At 45.6% G+C, this 18,347-nt stretch carries 16 protein-coding genes; 5 read left to right on the forward strand and 11 right to left on the reverse strand.

What is annotated here, in order from left to right; all coding sequences use genetic code 11:
* The first annotated feature begins 197 nt into the window (after positions 1–197).
* Together ACMXYU_RS00070 and ACMXYU_RS00075 are read left to right on the forward strand one after the other, a co-directional pair.
* The gene (locus tag ACMXYU_RS00070; protein ID WP_415899619.1) at positions 198–1,346 is read left to right on the forward strand and encodes an FIST N-terminal domain-containing protein; all 1,149 of its coding nucleotides are present in this window, start codon (positions 198–200) and stop codon (positions 1,344–1,346) included.
* On the forward strand, positions 1,339–2,334 hold the full coding sequence (locus ACMXYU_RS00075) for a sensor histidine kinase (protein WP_415899620.1): 996 nt from the start codon (positions 1,339–1,341) through the stop codon (positions 2,332–2,334). Before ACMXYU_RS00070 ends, ACMXYU_RS00075 begins: the two co-directional genes overlap by 8 nt.
* A 60-nt stretch (positions 2,335–2,394) precedes the next feature.
* Here the strand turns inward: ACMXYU_RS00075 and gmhB are convergent, their stop codons facing one another.
* The 3 genes from gmhB to ACMXYU_RS00090 form a co-directional block, all read right to left on the reverse strand.
* A complete protein-coding gene (gmhB, locus tag ACMXYU_RS00080) occupies positions 2,395–2,955 on the reverse strand; it encodes a D-glycero-beta-D-manno-heptose 1,7-bisphosphate 7-phosphatase (RefSeq protein ID WP_415899621.1) in 561 nt (186 codons plus the stop codon).
* Between the two features lie 67 nt (positions 2,956–3,022).
* Positions 3,023–4,555: a sensor histidine kinase gene (locus tag ACMXYU_RS00085; RefSeq protein ID WP_415899622.1), complete on the reverse strand. Its 1,533-nt coding sequence runs from the start codon at positions 4,553–4,555 to the stop codon at positions 3,023–3,025.
* Positions 4,552–5,265 carry a winged helix-turn-helix domain-containing protein gene (locus tag ACMXYU_RS00090; protein ID WP_415899623.1) on the reverse strand — a complete coding sequence of 238 codons (714 nt, stop codon included), beginning with the start codon at positions 5,263–5,265 and terminating at the stop codon, positions 4,552–4,554. Before ACMXYU_RS00090 ends, ACMXYU_RS00085 begins: the two co-directional genes overlap by 4 nt.
* A 246-nt stretch (positions 5,266–5,511) precedes the next feature.
* On the opposite strand from ACMXYU_RS00090, the gene ACMXYU_RS00095 reads away from it, so the two are divergent.
* The gene (locus ACMXYU_RS00095; protein ID WP_415899624.1) at positions 5,512–6,174 is read left to right on the forward strand and encodes an outer membrane protein; all 663 of its coding nucleotides are present in this window, start codon (positions 5,512–5,514) and stop codon (positions 6,172–6,174) included.
* A 152-nt stretch (positions 6,175–6,326) separates the two neighbouring features.
* Here ACMXYU_RS00095 and glyS read toward each other — a convergent pair whose 3' ends face one another.
* The 8 genes from glyS to def all read right to left on the reverse strand — a co-directional run bounded on the left by glyS (position 6,327) and on the right by def (position 15,761).
* Positions 6,327–8,375 carry a glycine--tRNA ligase subunit beta gene (gene glyS, locus ACMXYU_RS00100; protein WP_415899626.1) on the reverse strand — a complete coding sequence of 683 codons (2,049 nt, stop codon included), beginning with the start codon at positions 8,373–8,375 and terminating at the stop codon, positions 6,327–6,329.
* Complete coding sequence (gene glyQ, locus ACMXYU_RS00105) at positions 8,375–9,334, reverse strand: glycine--tRNA ligase subunit alpha (RefSeq protein ID WP_007021609.1); 960 nt, start codon at positions 9,332–9,334, stop codon at positions 8,375–8,377. The genes glyS and glyQ overlap by 1 nt, the downstream gene beginning before the upstream one ends.
* Positions 9,335–9,524: 190 nt before the next feature.
* Complete coding sequence (locus ACMXYU_RS00110) at positions 9,525–9,971, reverse strand: YtoQ family protein (RefSeq protein ID WP_415882978.1); 447 nt, start codon at positions 9,969–9,971, stop codon at positions 9,525–9,527.
* A 45-nt stretch (positions 9,972–10,016) separates the two neighbouring features.
* On the reverse strand, positions 10,017–11,465 hold the full coding sequence (locus ACMXYU_RS00115) for a TrkH family potassium uptake protein (RefSeq protein WP_415899627.1): 1,449 nt from the start codon (positions 11,463–11,465) through the stop codon (positions 10,017–10,019).
* Between the two features lie 15 nt (positions 11,466–11,480).
* The gene (gene trkA / locus ACMXYU_RS00120; protein ID WP_415882980.1) at positions 11,481–12,857 is read right to left on the reverse strand and encodes a Trk system potassium transporter TrkA; all 1,377 of its coding nucleotides are present in this window, start codon (positions 12,855–12,857) and stop codon (positions 11,481–11,483) included.
* A 53-nt stretch (positions 12,858–12,910) separates the two neighbouring features.
* Positions 12,911–14,209, reverse strand: a complete 1,299-nt coding sequence (rsmB, locus tag ACMXYU_RS00125; protein ID WP_415899628.1) for a 16S rRNA (cytosine(967)-C(5))-methyltransferase RsmB — start codon at positions 14,207–14,209, stop codon at positions 12,911–12,913.
* Positions 14,210–14,228: 19 nt separating this feature from the next.
* Positions 14,229–15,173: a methionyl-tRNA formyltransferase gene (gene fmt, locus ACMXYU_RS00130; protein ID WP_415899629.1), complete on the reverse strand. Its 945-nt coding sequence runs from the start codon at positions 15,171–15,173 to the stop codon at positions 14,229–14,231.
* Positions 15,174–15,245: 72 nt separating this feature from the next.
* Complete coding sequence (gene def / locus ACMXYU_RS00135; protein WP_415892947.1) at positions 15,246–15,761, reverse strand: peptide deformylase; 516 nt, start codon at positions 15,759–15,761, stop codon at positions 15,246–15,248.
* A gap of 256 nt (positions 15,762–16,017) precedes the next feature.
* Between def and ACMXYU_RS00140 the strand changes: the two genes are divergently transcribed.
* Entirely contained in the window at positions 16,018–17,046 is a 1,029-nt protein-coding gene (locus ACMXYU_RS00140) for a LysM peptidoglycan-binding domain-containing protein (protein ID WP_415899630.1), read from the forward strand.
* A 10-nt stretch (positions 17,047–17,056) separates the two neighbouring features.
* A complete protein-coding gene (dprA, locus tag ACMXYU_RS00145) occupies positions 17,057–18,187 on the forward strand; it encodes a DNA-processing protein DprA (protein ID WP_415899631.1) in 1,131 nt (376 codons plus the stop codon).
* Positions 18,188–18,347 lie beyond the last annotated feature (160 nt).

Consider the following 18,347-nt stretch of genomic DNA (forward strand, 5'->3'; position numbering starts at 1 on the left):
CTGAGGTTTAGCCTAATGAAAAATATTGGGCAGTAGATGAATAGAATTACTAATTCTTCTTGGTTGGCTCTGGAGCTATTTGTATCAGCTACTGATGTGTTGATTTGTTCACTAAGAGATTGATTATTTTGTTAACTTTCAGGCGCTCAACCGTTTACTCGACTATGCTTTGATGTGTGCAACTATTCGAGGTAGTTATGCATCAGCATATTCGATTGGGTACATCACTAAATCCAGATCTCACTGCGGCAATTGCCGAACTGCATGAACAGATTGCGATGGATGATTGTGCCCTGATCATGATCTTCTTCTCGGTGAGTTATGAGCCGCAGTCCCTTTGCACGCATTTTGGTAGAGCTTTTCCCCATACGCACATTGTTGGCTGTTCTACGGCTGGTGAAATTGGCCCTAGGGGCTACACCTCAAACAGTATTGTTGCTATGGCATTTTCCTCTGAGATGTTTGATGTCAGCCTTTGCCCTTTTTACGATTTGAATAAGCTATCGGTTAAAGAGTGGCATGACGATACGGTGAAACTTCATAGTGAACATCAACTAAATTACGATATTAGTTCAGATGTAAATACCTTTGCTGTCCTTCTGATTGATGGCTTGTCTTCAAAAGAAGAGCCCTTCACCCGTGTAGTATCGAATGCCATATCAGGCATCCCTCTTGTTGGTGGGTCTGCAGGGGATGATCTCAATTATGAAAAATCGATTATCTACGCTGGTGGGGAAATATTTTCCGATGGCGCTGTTCTTCTAATGATAACTAGCCGCTTGGCTTTCAAACCCTACAAGTGCCAGCACGTGGTTGCCGGTAAAAACTTTATGGTGGTAACCGGAGCAATACCGGAAAAAAGAATTATCACCGAGATAAATGGTTTCCCAGCTGCCGAAGAATATGCCCGCCTTTCTGGGTTAGATCCCTCTATTGAACTTAATGAAAATATATTTGCAGAGCACCCTTCCATTGTCGTAATTGGTAAAGAGCAATACGTGCGTTCGGTAATGAAGGTTAATCCAGATAAGAGTCTTACGTTCTATTGCGCAATTGATGTTGGCATCGTTATGCGTACAGCCGAATGCAATGGATTAGGTCTTGTCGGTAATATGAAAAACACATTAGATAAAGTAGATGCTGAACTTGGAGGTATTCATAGCCTGTTAGCGTTTGATTGTATTTTAAGAAAACTTCAACTCTCTCAAGAGGGTGAAATCACTCCTATGGAAAAGCTGTTATGTGCTAAGGATGTCATAGGCTTTAGCACTTACGGTGAGCAGCATAATGGTTTGCATATCAACCAAACTTGTACTGGCATAGCCTTTGGTGGTGTGAATGAATAGTGACAAGGAAGCCTTCTATCAATCTGAAATAGAGCGCCTTAATAAAATTATACGTGTGCTGGTGGAGCGTGCTGAGCAAGGTATTAATAGTGAGTCGAGTGACTTTTCTTTATTCCAAACCACAATCACCCTAGAGGAAAAGGTTCGCAGTAGAACCGTTGAGTTAAAGCGTGCTTTGGACCACCTTGCCAATACCAACGAAGAGCTGGATGCATCTCTAAGCCAGTTACGTGAAACCCAAGAGAAACTAATCCAGTCTGAGAAAATGGCGGCCTTGGCAAATCTTGTAATGGGTATAGGACATGAGCTCAATACGCCACTGGGTGTTGTCGTAACAACTACGTCTTTCATCAGGGATCATTGTGATGATTTAAAAGATAAGGTTGATAACAAACAGTTGACGGCTAGTTACCTTAATAGCTTCCTTTCTGATATGGCTGAGTCCACGAATCTTGCTTTGAGTAGTTCAGAAAAGCTCAAGGAGTTAGTTGCTCATTTCCAAACTATATCTGTTGCTAGTACCGGGTCTATTCGTGAGTCTGTGATTTTGCCAGAACTGTTTCGAGAGTTGTGTTCGAGTTTGTCGGCTGAATTGGGTTGCCCTGACGTTGCTTTCGAGGTTTGTTCAGATCCTCAAAATTTAAGTTGCCGTGTTGATGTTACCGCTCTTGTTCAAGTATTCACCCATTTCATTAATAACTCGATATTGCACGGCCTTACTAATCAATCCAATAAGCTTGTACAAATTGATATCTCATCGAGTGATGGCTTCTTGTATATATCCTGCTCAGATAATGGCGTCGGTATTCAGCAGGAACATATTGACCAAATTTTTAACCCTTTCTTTACCACTGCAAGAGGTCTTGGCTCCATTGGGTTAGGGTTACACATTGCTTTCAATATGGTCCACGAAGTTTTGAAGGGATCTATATCCGTTCATAATTGTGAGCTAGGTGGAGCTTGCTTTACTGTTAAGTTCCCTATTTAACTGACAAGCCCTTCCCATATTGGAATTGTCTATATGAGTGTTTCACGTGAAACATCTATTTTATTTATTGATTAGATAATCTGCGAAAGAGCTCAAATCCTCAAAGATTTGAGTACCAGTAGGTAGCTCTTTGTTGCTGTCTAAAGTGCGTTGCCCCTTTCCCGTTTTGACCAGAACAGGTTGGCTGTAGAGTTTCGAGCCAGCTTCTAAATCACGTAAGCTGTCACCCACAGTATGTGTACCTGTTAAATCATTAAGATCAAACCTACCGGCGATAGTGCGGAACATGCCAGGCAGTGGTTTACGACAATCACAATCATCATCAGGCCCGTGTGGACAGTACTCAATGCTATGTATTTGTCCACCTTCTGCTTCAACTAAATCAATCAGTTTCTGGTGCATGGCATGAAGCGTTTCCAGTGTGAAATATTCTCTAGCTAATCCTGATTGGTTGGTCGCAATGCAAATTGTGAATCCTGCTTTATGGAGGTCAGCAATTGCTTCGATGCTTCCTGGGATCGGGATCCATTCATCTAACGTTTTCACATAGGCATCTGAATCCTGATTGATAACACCATCACGGTCTAAGATGATTAATTTACGTGGATCGATTTGGTTCACACTGCTGCCCATTAGCTAGATTGGTTTGTTGTATTCTAACGAAATAGAGCAAAATAACCGAGTGTGATTAGTAGGCAATAGGAAGTTTAAATTCGAATTGGGTACCCTGATTCCTTTTGCTCTTTACACTAATTTCAGTTTGGTGAAGGTCTAATATTCGCTTCACTATTGCTAGCCCAATACCCGCTGATTCTGTTCCTTTTCTGCTTCGATCTGGGTTTGCGTAGAAACGTTCAAAGATATATGGCATATCGGCTTTAGATATTCCTACCCCGCTATCGATGATTTTTACTTTTACGCTTTTTGTGTTTTCTTCTGATGATTCAAACTCGAATGCAATTTTCCCTTTCTGGGGTGTGTAAGCTATGGCGTTGCGAATAAGGTTTTCGAACACTCTTTGCATCAAGCTGATATCCGCCTGTACCAAAATATTAGTGTGGGTGTTGATCTGCCATTTGATCTCTTTCTGATCCAGTTCTAATGCAAATTCCTGGACAGTGTCATAGACCAATTCCGTTAGCGAAAATGACTCAGTATTAAGGCGCGTGGTTGGTGATTCGAGCTTAGCTAGTTCGAACAATTCAGAGATCAACTGTGCGAGTCTGTTAGTACTTAAGGAAGCTTGTTTTATGTAATTGCTCTTCTCCTCTTCTGTTAGATCATTCTTGATGATCAGTGTTTCAAGATAGCCTTGTATAGAGGCTAGCGGTGTTCTCAAATCATGGGAGACGTTGCTAATAAGTTCTCTGCGTTGATTGTCTGATTCGGTCAGTAAGTTTATCTGTCGGTCGATCTTTTCTGACATCTGGGTAAATGTATTGCTCAGTATCTGTATCTCATCCCCATGATTATGAGTTGGTGTAAGATTGTCGCACTCTATATCACTAGGGCCATGTTTATGCGTGAACTGACACAACTCTTGGCTGAGTTTGTTTAAGCGCTTTAAGGTTAAGCTGAAAATTAAAATCCCTATAGTGATGGCGATAAAACTGATGAATAGAATGCTTATGATGATCATGCCGGCGCTGTAGCTTTGCTTGATCATTGTTCCTAGGTCGCTGTATAGGTTGCTTCCTAATACGACATAGAGATAACCAATATGCTGGTTATTCTTGTCTGTCAGCTTAGCTGCAGAGAATATCTTTTTGGTGTTCTGGTTAAGAGGATCCTCACCGTAAATAGGTAAGCTAGAATCAGGCGTTAAGAATGCTTCAATAGGCTGTAGGTCAATCTTTTGAGTTAACTCTTTGTCGGCTTCTGGCATTGAGTGGGCAATAATATTGCCGGCGTAGTCTAGGAGATACACTTGGGCAATAGGGTTAACAATCATCGCCTGAAGTGCGAGTGTTTCAAATGCTTCTACGTTTACCCCCTTCTCTTCATTAGTAATTAGTTGGTATTCATCCTGAATGTACATAGCTATGCTAGCGTTAAGTTTTTGTGTCACCTCTTCGTTGTAACGCTGCATCCAGTATTCAGTTGCTAGTAGGATGGCTATAGCAGAGCATATAACCACTGTAATTAGCCCTGAAGCGATCTTCTTGCTTAATGTGAATGAAGAGTGGTTGAAGAGGTTGAGCGTGCTTAGAACGGCTCTCATGCGCTTAGAGCCTCTTTCTCTAATTTGTAACCTATACCCCAAACGGTGGCGATGATTTCTGGGTTGTTTGGGTCGGATTCTATTTTGGCTCTTAGGCGGTTGATATGAGAATTGACTGTGTGCTCATATCCGTCGTGACCATAGCCCCAGACATTATCCAGAAGCTCTGATCGTTTGAAAACTCGGCCAGGATGTTGGGCAAAAAAAGTAAGTAGTTGATACTCGCGTGCAGTGAGCTCTAGCGACTTTCCTGCTAATGCGGCTTTGTGTTGTTTGTTGTCTATCTCTAGCAGGCCTATGTTCAGCCTCTCTGGGTCGGTTTCTGCTTTTGTGCGCAGAGCACTGTCCCGTCTAAATGTCGCTTTTATTCGGGCTATTAGCTCCATGATACTGAATGGCTTTGTTATGTAATCATCGGCGCCTAGGTCTAGACCAAGCACCCTATCAAGTTCTGTTGATCTTGACGTCAGCAACAGTATCGGAACATAGGCGCAGTTCTTTCTGACCTCGCGACATATTTCTAAGCCTGAAGGTCCTGGGAGTTGAATATCCAAAATCATAAGATCCCATTCTTCATTCAAAGCGAGTGTTATTCCTTCTGTTCCGCTAGCTGAATGCGTTACCTGTGCCCCGAGATCCGTTAGATGAAGCTTGAGGAGTAGTGCTATTTCCTCTTGATCCTCAATGATCAGAATTCGTTTATTTTCCATTTTCTTCCCGTGAGCTTAGATTGAGTAGTTATGACCTCGCCCTTCTCAATTAATTCTATTTTTTATTTATCACTCAAATATCACGGCGTTTAGATTAGTTATCACAAGCTGTGATATTTGCTTAATTTCTGTGATTTAAGTTTTAAGTTTTTGTTATTTGCTCGGGATATCTCTTTGTCTGTCGTTCCTTATGCTTTGTCTGTCTTTTATCTATGCATTGGTTTAACGATTTTTAAGGAATTGGAAATGAGTAAATTTGTTAAAGGTTTAAGTGCTGCTGCGGGTCTTGTTGTTATTGGTTTGAGCTCGCAGGTTTCAGCTGGGGAAGGCTTTTACGTTGGTGGTCAGATTGGTAGTACGACACTTGGTCATAGTATTGAGCGTAATCAGGGTGCGGCACCTCCGGCTGCAAGTATTTCAACCTTTTCTGAAGAGTCTGATGTTTCTGTTGGTGTCCATCTTGGTTACAAAAAAATGGTAACTGAAGACGCTTTCTTAGCCGCTGAACTTTTCTACAACAATGAATCTGCAGAGACGACTAATCTAAATGGTGTTCTTCGCTCTGACCTTGAGCTTGAGGCATCTTACGGTGTCAATTTTAAAGCCGGTGTTGAAGTCACGGATAAGCTATCTGTTTACGGTATTGCAGGTGCTACTTGGCTTGATCTGGATGTGCGCAACAGCTACGTATTTGCTTCTCCAGTGAAGTATGGCTCTGAAGATGAAGTGACGCTTAGTCTAGGTGTAGGTGCTGAATACGCGGTAAATAACAACTGGTCTGTAAAAGCTGAATATACACGCGTTAACGATGTTGACTTTGACGCACCTAAAGAGGTTGTGCTGAATCAGTTCAATCCTAATGAAGCTGAGTACGATAACTTTAATGTTTCACTAAGCTATTACTTCTAAGCATTATGTAAGCCCCCCTTCCTTATACTTACAAACACTCTTTGCCATGCGTAGTCCCTGCGCATGGTTTTTTTGTTATATGGCTTTGTGAATGTTTCACGTGAAACAAAAAAGCCGGCACAAGGCCGGCTTTGGATATATAGATGATACGATTAGCCAAGCACAGAGATATCAGCAACGCCTAAGAACAATGCGCGTAACTGGCTAAGAAGAGCCAGACGGTTGTTCTTAACGGCTTCGTCATCCGCCATAACCATTACATCTTCGAAGAAAGCATCAGTTGATTCGCGAAGGCCAGCGAGTGACTCAAGCGCTTCTTGGTATTTGCCTTCTGCAAATAGTGGAGCTAGCGCAGCTTTCTGAGCTTCGATATCTGCCGCTAGAGCTTTCTCCGCTGCTTCAGTCAGTAGCGAATTATTAACGTCCGTAGTACCAGTTACACCCTGCTTACTCAGAATGTTAGATACACGCTTGTTAGCAGCCGCAAGAGCTTCAGCTTCGGCTAAAGAGCGGAAGTGATTAACCGCTTTAACGCGACGATCGAAGTCTAAAGGACGACTTGGTTTTAGCGCCAATACTGATAGGAATACTTCAGCATTGATATCTGCGTCTTCATACCATGCGCGGAAACGCTCTAGCATGAAGTCTAGAACTTTATCTTCTAGGCCTTCGCGTGCTGGTAGATCGTTGTGGTTGTTAGCCGCAATAGTTAGTAGTTCACGTAGGTCTAGATCTAGCTCACGCTCTACGATAATGCGCAGTACGCCTAGCGCTGCACGACGCAGTGCGAACGGGTCCTTAGAGCCTGTAGGAGGCTGGTTGATACCGAATAGACCAGTCAGGGTGTCTAGACGGTCAGCAATTGCTACAGCGATACCAGGGGCAGTCTGAGGTAGTTCATCGCCAGCGAAGCGAGGCATGTACTGCTCGTTTTGAGCGAGTGCTACGTCCTGGTCTTCGCCATCATTAAGCGCATAGTGATAACCCATCAAACCTTGTAGGTCTGTGAATTCGTAAACCATGTCCGTAAGAAGGTCTGTTTTACATAGTAGACCTGCACGTTCCGCTTTAGCCTGATCTTGATTAAGGGTTGAAGCGATCTTGCCAGACAGCGCGCTAATGCGAGCTGCTTTATCGTAAACAGTGCCAAGGTCTTTCTGGAATACGATGGTTTTTAGTTTCTCGATACGAGATTCCAGCGTAGTCTTTTTGTCAGTTTCGAAGAAGAACGCAGCGTCAGATAGACGTGGGCGAATTACTTTTTCGTTACCTTCAATTACCTGCTGAGGGTCTTTAGAAACGATGTTGCAGATCGTAGTGAAGTTCGGCAGAAGGTTGCCATCAGCATCTAAGTGGTGGAAGTACTTCTGGTGTTCTTTCATAGAAGAAATTAGCGCTTGCGCAGGTACTTCTAGGAAACGCTCTTCGAAGCGGCCTGTTAGTGCAACTGGCCATTCGTTAAGTGCTGTAACTTCATCAAGAAGATCTTCGTCGATTTGAGCAACCGCATTTAGCTTCTCGCCTTCTGCTTTCACTTGCTCGTTGATCATCGTCTTACGGATGTCGTAATCAGCGATTACCATACCTGGGTTTTCTAGACGATCAGCGTACTCAGATGGTGCGATCAGTTCGATTTCTTGATTGTAGTGGAAACGGTGACCGCGAGTCTTACGACCCGATGTCAGACCAAGAATTTCACAATCTACAACTTCGTCGCCAAATAGCATGACTAGCCAGTGAACCGGGCGAACGAATTCAACACGAGATGCACCCCAGCGCATACGCTTAGGGATCGGAAGTTTGTTTAGTGATGTTTCTACAAGTTGAGGTAACAGAGAAGACGTCGCTTTGCCCTCTTCTGTATTTTTGAAGTTGTAGTACTCACCTTTGTTGGTATCGATCTTTTCAAGTTGATCGATAGTCACGCCGCAAGAACGAGCAAAGCCTTCTACCGCTTTTTCTGGCGCTTTTACAGAAGGGCCACGTTTTTCGATTTCGCGGTCAGCCTGTTTGTCGTCTAGCGCGCTGATCAAAACAGCTAGGCGACGTGGAGATGCGTAGCTTTTTACATCGCCGAAGTTAACGCCTGCTTCTTTCAAGCCAGTTGTGATGCCAGATGTGAAAGCATCAGAAAGGGTTTTAAGTGCTTTTGGAGGTAACTCTTCGGTACCTAGCTCAACGAGAAAATCATGTTGTGCCATTATTTGCTCTCCTCGCAGTTAGCCAGAACTTCTTGGCGTAGGGCTTCAGGTGCCAGTGGGAAACCTAGTTCTTTACGGGCATTAAAGTATGCGTGTGCGACTTCACGGGCTAGTGTGCGAACACGAAGGATAAAGCGCTGACGCTCTGTTACAGAGATCGCATGACGCGCATCCAAAAGGTTGAACGTATGAGACGCTTTAAGTACCTGCTCGTAAGCAGGAAGTGGTAGCGGAGTCTCTAGGCTTAGTAGCTTGTTGCACTCAGCTTCGCAGTTATCGAACGTTTTGAATAGCTCTTCAACGTTTGCGTGCTCGAAGTTGAAAGTAGATTGCTCAACTTCGTTCTGGTGGAATACGTCGCCGTAAGTCACTTTAGAACCGTCTGGGTTTACTGCCCATGTCAGGTCGTAAACGCTGTCTACGCCTTGTAGGTACATCGCAATACGTTCAAGGCCGTAAGTGATCTCGCCTGTCACTGGGTAACACTCAAGGCCGCCTGCTTGCTGGAAGTAAGTAAACTGAGTTACTTCCATGCCGTTTAGCCACACTTCCCAACCAAGACCCCAAGCACCTAGTGTTGGAGACTCCCAGTTGTCTTCTACGAAGCGAACGTCGTGAATGCCAAGATCGATACCCATGCGCTCTAGAGAGCCTAGGTATAGCTCCTGAATGTTGTCAGGAGATGGCTTTAGCACAACCTGGAACTGATAGTAGTGCTGCAGACGGTTAGGGTTTTCACCGTAACGGCCATCAGTTGGACGACGGCTAGGCTGCACGTATGCAGAACGCCAGGTCTCAGGTCCAATTGCGCGTAGGAAAGTCGCAGGATGGAAGGTGCCGGCACCTACCTCCATGTCCAGTGGTTGTACGATTACACAGCCCTGCTCTGCCCAGTATTCCTGTAGAGCAAGGATCAGCCCCTGAAATGTGCTTACGTCTGGGGTCGCCTTGTCAGTCACAGCGTTTCACCTTTTACATAAGTGCCGTTGAGTTTCTGCCTTCATGGCAGCTGCACAGCACCAGATTAGCCCGAAAAATTAGCCGGCAATTATACAACAAAAAATAGCCAGTCGGTGGCTGTAAAAGGGGATAAAGGGGATTTTTGGAGAAAAAGGGGTAGAAATAGGTTCTACCCCGGCGTGGTATCGCTTAGTAATCCAAGCAAAGGTATTTAAGCGTTTCGATTACCTGCTCTGTATTCTCGGCTACAGCATGCGCGCAAGCGTCGATTTCTTTTAGTGGATGCGTCAATTCTGGTGCGTGTTCAACGATCAAGGACTTGCCATTGGCGATGGCAAAACCGGCATCAAATGCAGCGTTCCACTGGCGGTATTTATCACCGAAACGAACGATCACGATGTCAGCACGTTTGATTGCAGTCATGTGACGCATAGTGTTCATCTTTGCTGATTTGTGATCGGTCCAGAAGTTCTTCTCTTCTGGGCCTAGGATCTCTGTAGCACAGCCATCACTGGAATCGTGATCTGTGTTTGGCGTAAGTACATCGATTGGTAGGCCATTTTGGTTGATGGCTTTTTTGATTTTGTTGCGCCAGTCGGTGTGAATCTCACCGGATAGGTAAACTGTATATCGCATGATTAGGCTCTCGAAATTAGGTTCGTCGCAGATCTGATGTCTGCTTTATCGTTTCCAGAAAATAGGTGTGAATAGTACTAGCAAGGTAAATACCTCTAGACGACCGAGCAGCATGGCAAAGCAAAGTACCCATTTAGCTGGATCGTTAAGGTCGCCGTAGTGAGCAGATACGTCGCCAAGGCCTGGGCCTAGGTTGTTCAATGTTGCGCCTACCGCTGACCATGCAGTTACCTGATCAAGCCCAGTCGCTAACAATACGATGAGCATGGCTACAAAGACGATCATATAGACTGAGAAGAAGCCCCACACTGCTTCTAGTACTTTATCGGAGATCGGCTTTTTGCCTAGTTTTACCGGAATAATCGCGTTTGGATGAACCAGACGTTGGATCTCACGATAACCCTGCTTAAGGATCAGAAGCACGCGAATGACCTTCATGCCACCACCGGTAGAGCCTGCACAGCCGCCGGCAAAGGCCGCTACGAATAGCAGGAACGGTAGCATCACTGGCCAGTGGGCAAAGTCTGCTGTGGCAAAGCCGGTCGTGGTTGCGATCGATACCACCATAAACAGTGCTTTACGCATCGATTCGCCAGGCGCATATGTTTCGGTTACAACCAAGGCAACAATCGCGATTACGGTTATTGCTAGGAGTGTAATTAAATAGAATTTAAATTCTGGGTCCAGAATGTAGTGTGAAATGGTGCGTTGTCGCCAAGCAAAAAAGTGTAGGCCGAAATTTACTGCAGAGATGGTCATAAAGAAGATACAGATCATCTCTATGGCAACTGAATCGTAGTAACCAATACTGGCGTCGTGGGTGGAAAAACCACCGATTGCAACGGTAGAGAAACTATGTCCAATAGCATTGAAAAGATCCATTCCTGCTAACCAGTAACCCGCTGCACAAGCGATGGTTAGGGATAGATAGATATACCATAGCGCTTTGGCAGTCTCTGTAATACGTGGTGTAAGCTTGGAGTCTTTAACTGGGCCCGGTGTTTCAGCACGATACAACTGCATACCACCGATCCCTAACATAGGTAGAATTGCTACGGCTAATACGATGATACCCATACCACCAAGCCATTGCAGTTGCTGGCGATAAAACAGAATCGATTTTGGCAGGTCATCAATGCCAGTAATTACCGTGGCCCCAGTGGTTGTTAGGCCAGATAGGGACTCAAATAGCGCATCAATAAAGGTGAGATGTGGATTGTCCGTGAGCATAAATGGGAAAGCCCCAAACAGCCCCAGTACTGACCAAAACAGGACGGTAATTAAGAAACCATCACGGGTGCGTAAATCCTGTCGGACACGATATACCGGAATCCAGATGAAAAAACCGGTAAGCAGGGTAATCAAGAATCCGGCGATAAAAGCCAGCTCTGCCCCATCGTCATAGAGATAGGAGATACCTAACGGCGGCAGCATAGAGATGCTGAATATCATCAGCAGTATGCCTAATATGCGTAAGATAACTTTGTAATGCATCTGCGCTGCTTCCGCTTAGAAGAATGTAAGACCAACTTGGAACAGGCGTTCCACTTCGTTGATTCGGCGTTTATCAACCAAGAACAAGATCACGTGGTCACCACTTTCAACGACAACATCATCGTGCGCGATCAATACCTCGTCGTTACGCACGATGGCACCGATGGTTGTACCCGGAGGAAGATTGATCTCTTCAATGGTTTTGCCGACCACTTTAGATGATGACTTATCACCATGAGCTACCGCTTCGAGTGCTTCTGCCGCGCCTCGACGCAGAGAGTGTACTGCTACTACATCACCTCGACGTACATGGGTAAGTAGCGCACCGATAGTGGTTTGCTGAGGGGATATCGCAATATCGATCGCACCACCTTGTACTAGATCTACATAGGCAGGGTTGTTAATCAGGGTCATTACCGTACGTGCGCCAAGGCGCTTCGCAAGCATAGACGCCATGATGTTCGCCTCGTCATCGTTGGTCAGGGCGCAGAATACGTCGGTATCTTCGATATTCTCTTCGATCAGTAGATCACGGTCGGAAGCACTACCTTGAAGGACGATGGTGTTATCTAACGAGCGCGCCAGCTGGTTACAGCGACGAATGTTTCGCTCGATGATTTTGACTTGGAACTCGTCTTCAATCGATTCAGCTAATCGCGCGCCGATATTACCGCCACCTGCGATAATAATGCGCTTATAAGGGCGATCTAGACGACGCAGTTCGCTCATTACGGCACGAATATCTTTGCGTGCAGCGATAAAGAACACTTCATCGTCCGCTTCGATAACTGTGTTGCCTTCCGGGATAATGGGGCTTCCGCTGCGGAAGATCGCCGCTACGCGGGTATCGACCGATGGCATGTGGGCGCGAAGGTATGAGATCTCGCGACCCACCAGTGGGCCGCCATAATATGCTTTTACGGCTACAAGCTGGGCTTTAGCGTCGGCAAAATCCAGTACCTGTAAAGCGCCTGGGTGCTGGATTAAGCGTTTGATGTGTTTCGTTACCAGTAGTTCCGGGCTGATACGTACATCGATAGGGATGCCTTTTTCGCCAAAGATCTTCTGGTTTTTATTCAGATAGTCATGCTCACGCACACGGGCGATTTTAGTCGGCGTGTTGAATAGGGTTTGGCCTACCTGACAGGCGATCATGTTGACTTCATCAGAGTTTGTTACGGCGATCAGCATATCGGCATCTTGGGCGCCGGCACTATCGAGTACAGATGGGTAGGATGCTTTACCCTCGATCGTACGGATGTCGAGACGATCTTGTAGTTCTCTGAGGCGGCCAGTGTCTGTATCAACGATAGTGATGTCGTTGTCTTCACTGGCTAAGTTTTCAGCCAAAGTGCCGCCTACTTGTCCGGCACCTAGAATAATGATCTTCATGATCAGCCTTTAACTGCTGCAGAAATGACAGAAATACACATAGCTACTTGAGCTTACTCCGTTTTTTCCAGCAGTGCATAATAGAAACCATCATGGCCGTTAGACTGTGGAAACAGCTGTCGACCATACTCTTGTTCAATACCCCACTCTGCTTCAATTGGCAGATGTTTGGCATTCTCAGTTTGGGTTACAAACTGCTTAATCAATCGCCCATTTTCCTGCGGAAAGATGGAACAAGTTGCATAAAGCAACTTACCGCCGGGTTTCAGCATGGACCAGCAATTATCCAAAATAGCGCGCTGAAGTTTGGCTGTTTCGTGAATATCTTCGCCTTGGCGCAGGTATTTTATATCCGGATTGCGGCGAATAACACCCGTAGAAGAACAAGGGGCATCCAAGAGAATACGATCGTAATCTGTTCCGTCCCACCAAGTTTGTGTGGCTGCGTCCGCTACTTTTAAGTTGGCTTTTAAGCGCAGGCGTTCTAGGTTCTCTTCTACGCGGCTGATTCGCTTTTGCTCGAGCTCTACAGCGTCGACCTGAGCAAGCTTAGGCTCGTGTTCTAGGATATGGCATAGTTTACCGCCGGGTGCTGCGCAGGCATCCAGCACGCGTTGTTCTGGTTGTAGATCGAGGAGGTCCGCAGATAACTGTGCGGCTTCATCCTGTACGCTAAATGCGCCGACGCTATAACCCGGAAGGGTTTCAATATTGACGGATTCCGCTAGTTTTATCCCCTGATCACTGAATTGAGTTGCTTCTGCAGCAATAATTGGGGTCAGTTGCTGTAGGTATTCCTCACGGTTTGTTGAGCGTTGATTCACGCGAAGCGTCAGCGGTGCTTGCTCGTTGTTGACGGTGAGTATCTCTTGCCAGTGATCAGGCCAGTTATTCTTCAGCTTGGCGATCATCCATTCAGGGTGGTTGAACTGGTATGAATCGTCATCCTTTAGGTAGTCTTCGATTTCTTCTTGTTCGCGTTGAAAACGGCGTAAAAGAGCATTCACTACTTTTCCAGCCCAAGCTTTATCAAGCTCTTTGCAAGCCTCGACGCTTTCGCTAATCGCGGCATGAGCTGGAATGCGAGTGTGTTTTAGTTGATACAGACCGACCAAAACGATGGCTTTAATATCGATATCTCGAAACTTAAATGGTCGGTTTTGCAGCAGCTTAATGATGGCGTTTAACTGCGGATGGTAACGCATAGTGCCGTAGCAAAGTTCGCGTAGAAGGCCGCGATCCTTCTCTGGGCAACGACGTTCAATTGCCGCAAACTGCGTATTCAGAGAGCCCTTATTTTTAAGCAAAGGGGTTAGGATTTGTGCTGCAAGTGCCCGAACATTGGTGGTCATGGTAATTGTCCTAAAACGTCTAACCTAAAACTACGCCAGCACTAAACTGCTCTCGTTTAGAGTTTAGAACAGCGGCGCTGTCCATTGGCTTTTTACCCGGAAGCTGAAGCTGTTTGATTTTAATAGCGCCTTCTCCGCATGCGATAACAATGCTCTTTTTGTCAGAAGGTAGAATCTCACCCGGGTTGCCATTTTGCTCCACTAATTCGCAATCTAATAGCTTCACTACTTCTTCGCCAAGCTTGAACGTCACTGCAACACGCGGGCTTAGGGTGCGAATTTTAAGGTCGATATCTGTAGCGGAAGCGTTCCAATCGATAACACCTTCGGTTTTTTGTAACTTCTTCGCGTACGTCGCTAAGTTGTCATCCTGTGGTTCTGGAGACACAGTTTCCTGTTGGAACTGTGTAAGCGTTTCAATCAGGGCCTCAGAACCAATAGCGGTCAAGCGGTCGAATACACTTGCTGCCGTGTCGTTGCTTCCGATCGGCGTAGTGACTTTGTAGAGCATATCGCCAGTGTCTAAGCCTTCATCCATCTGCATGATAGTGACGCCAGTTTCAGCATCCCCTGCAAGCATTGAGCGTTCGACAGGAGCCGCGCCGCGCCAGCGAGGAAGTAGAGATCCGTGAACATTGATGCAACCTAGGCGAGGCGTCTCAAGAATCGCTTTTGGCAGTAGCATACCGTAAGCAACTACAACCATAATATCGGCTTTGAGGTTTGTAAGTGCTAACTGTTCTTCTTCTGTTTTTAGCGTGGTTGGCTGAAACACCGGGATGTTATGCTCCATTGCAAGATCTTTGACTGGGCGCGGAGCCATCTGATTTTTACGCTTCCCTTTCTTATCAGGCTGGGTATAAACTGCGATCACTTCATGCTCTGAGTTAAGCAGGGCTTGTAAGCTGGATGCGGCAAAATCAGGTGTGCCGGCAAAAACTATTTTTAGTGGCGACGCTGGCATGGTCTAGGCTCCAAAATAAAAACAGGCCTGCTAGTCAAACCAGCAAGCCTGCGAGTTGCTTTTCAGTGATGATCAGGCGTGCTTTTCCTGCAATTTATGCAGTTTTTCTAGCTTAGATTTGATGCGGTTACGTTTGAGCATAGAGATGTAATCCACAAACAGCTTGCCATTCAGGTGGTCAAGTTCGTGCTGAATACATACCGCAAGTAGGCCTTCAGCTTCCATCTCATAAGGTTCGCCGTTGTAGTCGAGCGCTTTTAGCTTAACTTTTTGAGGGCGCTTAACGTTTTCGTAGAAGCCAGGAACAGATAGGCAACCTTCCTGATATTTGTGTAATTCTTCATCGATTACTTCAAATTCAGGGTTGATCATAACCAATGGCTCGTTTTGATCATCAGAGATATCCATAGTTACGATGCGTTTATGGATATTCACCTGTGTCGCTGCCAAACCAATACCTGGAGCCGCGTACATTGTTTCGAACATGTCATCGATTTGAGCACGTACTTCGTCATCAACAGTCTCAACGGGCTCAGCAATAGTGCGCAAGCGCGGATCTGGGTATTCAAGGATGGTTAGTTTTGCCATGATTTACGTCTGTATCAACAAGTTATCGGGTGCTATTGGTGTGAATACTTCTGTAAGTCATGCTAAGTTAGAGCCTAATTTACAGGTATCTTAAATTTTAACTCGATTATTCAGGTATTAACCGAAAGATAATATCGAGATCAATAGCGAAAAATATTAAGCTGCCTATTATACTGATTAGAACGCTCAATGTATTGTCGTTACTTTATCTTCTTATTTATAGGAATTAAGGAGATAGGTAATAAGGGAACTGGACATGAAAAAATTGTTATGCGGTTTGTTCGCTCTGGTATTGGTTTCACTGACTACAGTTCATGCTGAAACCCGTAAGGACTCTCTGCTGCTTCGTAATGACCATCCACAAGAATATGTGGTGGTGAAAGGGGATACGTTGTGGCACATCTCAGGTCGTTTTTTACAAAGCCCTTGGAAATGGCCAGAGGTCTGGGGGGTAAACCCGCAGGTTGATAACCCTCATCTAATCTATCCTGGAGATGTAATTTATCTTACGTGGGTGAATGGAAAGCCGCGTTTAGGGGTTAGACGTGATAGTGGAATCTATCCTCGTGCACGTGTGTCTCCGTTGGTTAAACCAATTCCTGCAATTCCACTACGCGATATAAATAGTTTCTTAAACGATAACCGTGTGCTTTCAGAAGATATTCTGAAAGAAGCCCCTTATGTATTAGGCGGCCAAAAAGAGCGGATTATTGCTGGTGCCGGTGATCGTATTTACGCACGTGGTCAGTTAGTGGCTGAGCAGCGTCGACAAGGTATCTACCGCCCGGCTAATGAATACGTAGACCCAGATACAGAAGAGTTTCTTGGTTACGAAACGTTGAAGATTGCAGATGCTGATGTTTCTGCACGTAATGAAGACGTGCTAACACTGGATATCATTAAATCCCACAAAGAAGTGCGTATCTTGGACCGTGTAGTTCCAACTGAAGAAGTGCGTATTCAGTCTGTCTTCCACCCAGCCCCTGCCCCATCAGGTTTGGATGGCAAGATCCTATCGGTGCTGCAAGGTGTGCGTGATGCTGGGCAATTTAATGTTGTCGCAATCAACCGTGGTATGCGAGAAGGGGTTGAATCAGGACATGTATTTGCTATCTATCGTCGAGGTGAGTTGATTAAGGACCCTGTGACTAAAGAGATGGTGACATTGCCACAGGAACGCTCGGGTGAGTTGATGGTCTTCAAAGTGTTTGAGAAAGTCAGTTATGGCTTAATCATGCGCAGCACAGATGTTGTTTCTATCGGAGATGAGATCCGAGAACCATAAAGGATAAAAGATGACGGCTGATCTAAGGGACTGGATCGCCGTTGCCGCCCTACCAGACTTAGGGGCCGCTTCAGTTAAAAAGCTTTGGGATCAGGGATGGACCCCTGAAAAACTCCTCCGCTCCTCTGAAGCTGATTGGCATCGGCTTAACCTCAAGAAAAAAACAATTACCGCTTTAAGTGATTTCCAGCAAGGGCGTACCTCTCTGGTACAACAGAAGTTGGAATCGGCATTGGCATGGCAAGCTTCAGCTAAGGATTGTTATGTCATAGCTATCACTGATGCAGACTACCCTGCATTGCTACGTGAAATTTATGATCCCCCTCCCATTCTATTTGCTCGTGGTAATCTAGCGGCTCTGAATCTTCCTCAGGTCGGGATTGTAGGCAGCCGTAGCGCTTCTCACGGTGGTTTAAAACATGCTTATCAATTTGCTAACTATTTGGCTCAAAACGGCTTGATAGTGAACTCAGGCTTAGCCTTGGGTATTGATGCTGCAGCTCATCAGGCGAGTGTTAATGCCCAATGTCCAACGGTTGCGGTATTTGGTACCGGCTTGGATCGGCCCTATCCCGCTCGAAATCGTATTTTGGCTCAGCAAATAATAGAGCAACAAGGGGTATGGTTGAGCGAACTGTTTCCTGGGGCGCCGCCGATGGCGCCACATTTTCCGCGTCGTAATCGCATTATTAGTGGCATGAGCGCAGGAATTTTGGTGGTTGAGGCGGCCCCGAAAAGTGGGTCGTTAATCACCGCTAGGATGGCGATGGAGCAAGGTCGTGAAGTTTTTGCTATTCCTGGGGCGATTAATAATCCCTTGAGTAAAGGCTGTCATCAGCTAATCCGTGAAGGTGCTTGCTTGGTCGAGTCAGCGGAAGATATTACCTCGCAGCTTGCCCCTTTACTGGGTTATCTAGCCGAACAGCATGTTGAGCATATTGAAGACAAGGTTGAAGAGGGCATCTCCAATCTTTCTCCCGACACGCAGCAATTGTTAAAACACCTCGGGTACGAATATAACTCAATCGACCAACTGAGCTATCTCACTGGAATGGATATCGCAGAAATAGGCCCTATGTTGGTGGAGTTGGAACTTTTAGGCATCATTAGCCAAGATGGACAGGGTTATATCCGATGCTAAAAGACAATTCGGTAGAGTTGCAAAGACCGCGTCGAACATTTAGTGTTCAGCCCTCAAAGTTAAATGCCTTCAAGATGAAAGGGAGTTACCCCGCTTAGTTATCTGTATGGGGCTCTTTCTATCTACCTCTCGTCACTATTTATTGATACCTCTAGTAAAG

It is taken from the genome of Neptuniibacter sp. QD48_11 (assembly GCF_047778095.1).
Taxonomy (GTDB): Bacteria; Pseudomonadota; Gammaproteobacteria; order Pseudomonadales; family Balneatricaceae; genus Neptuniibacter.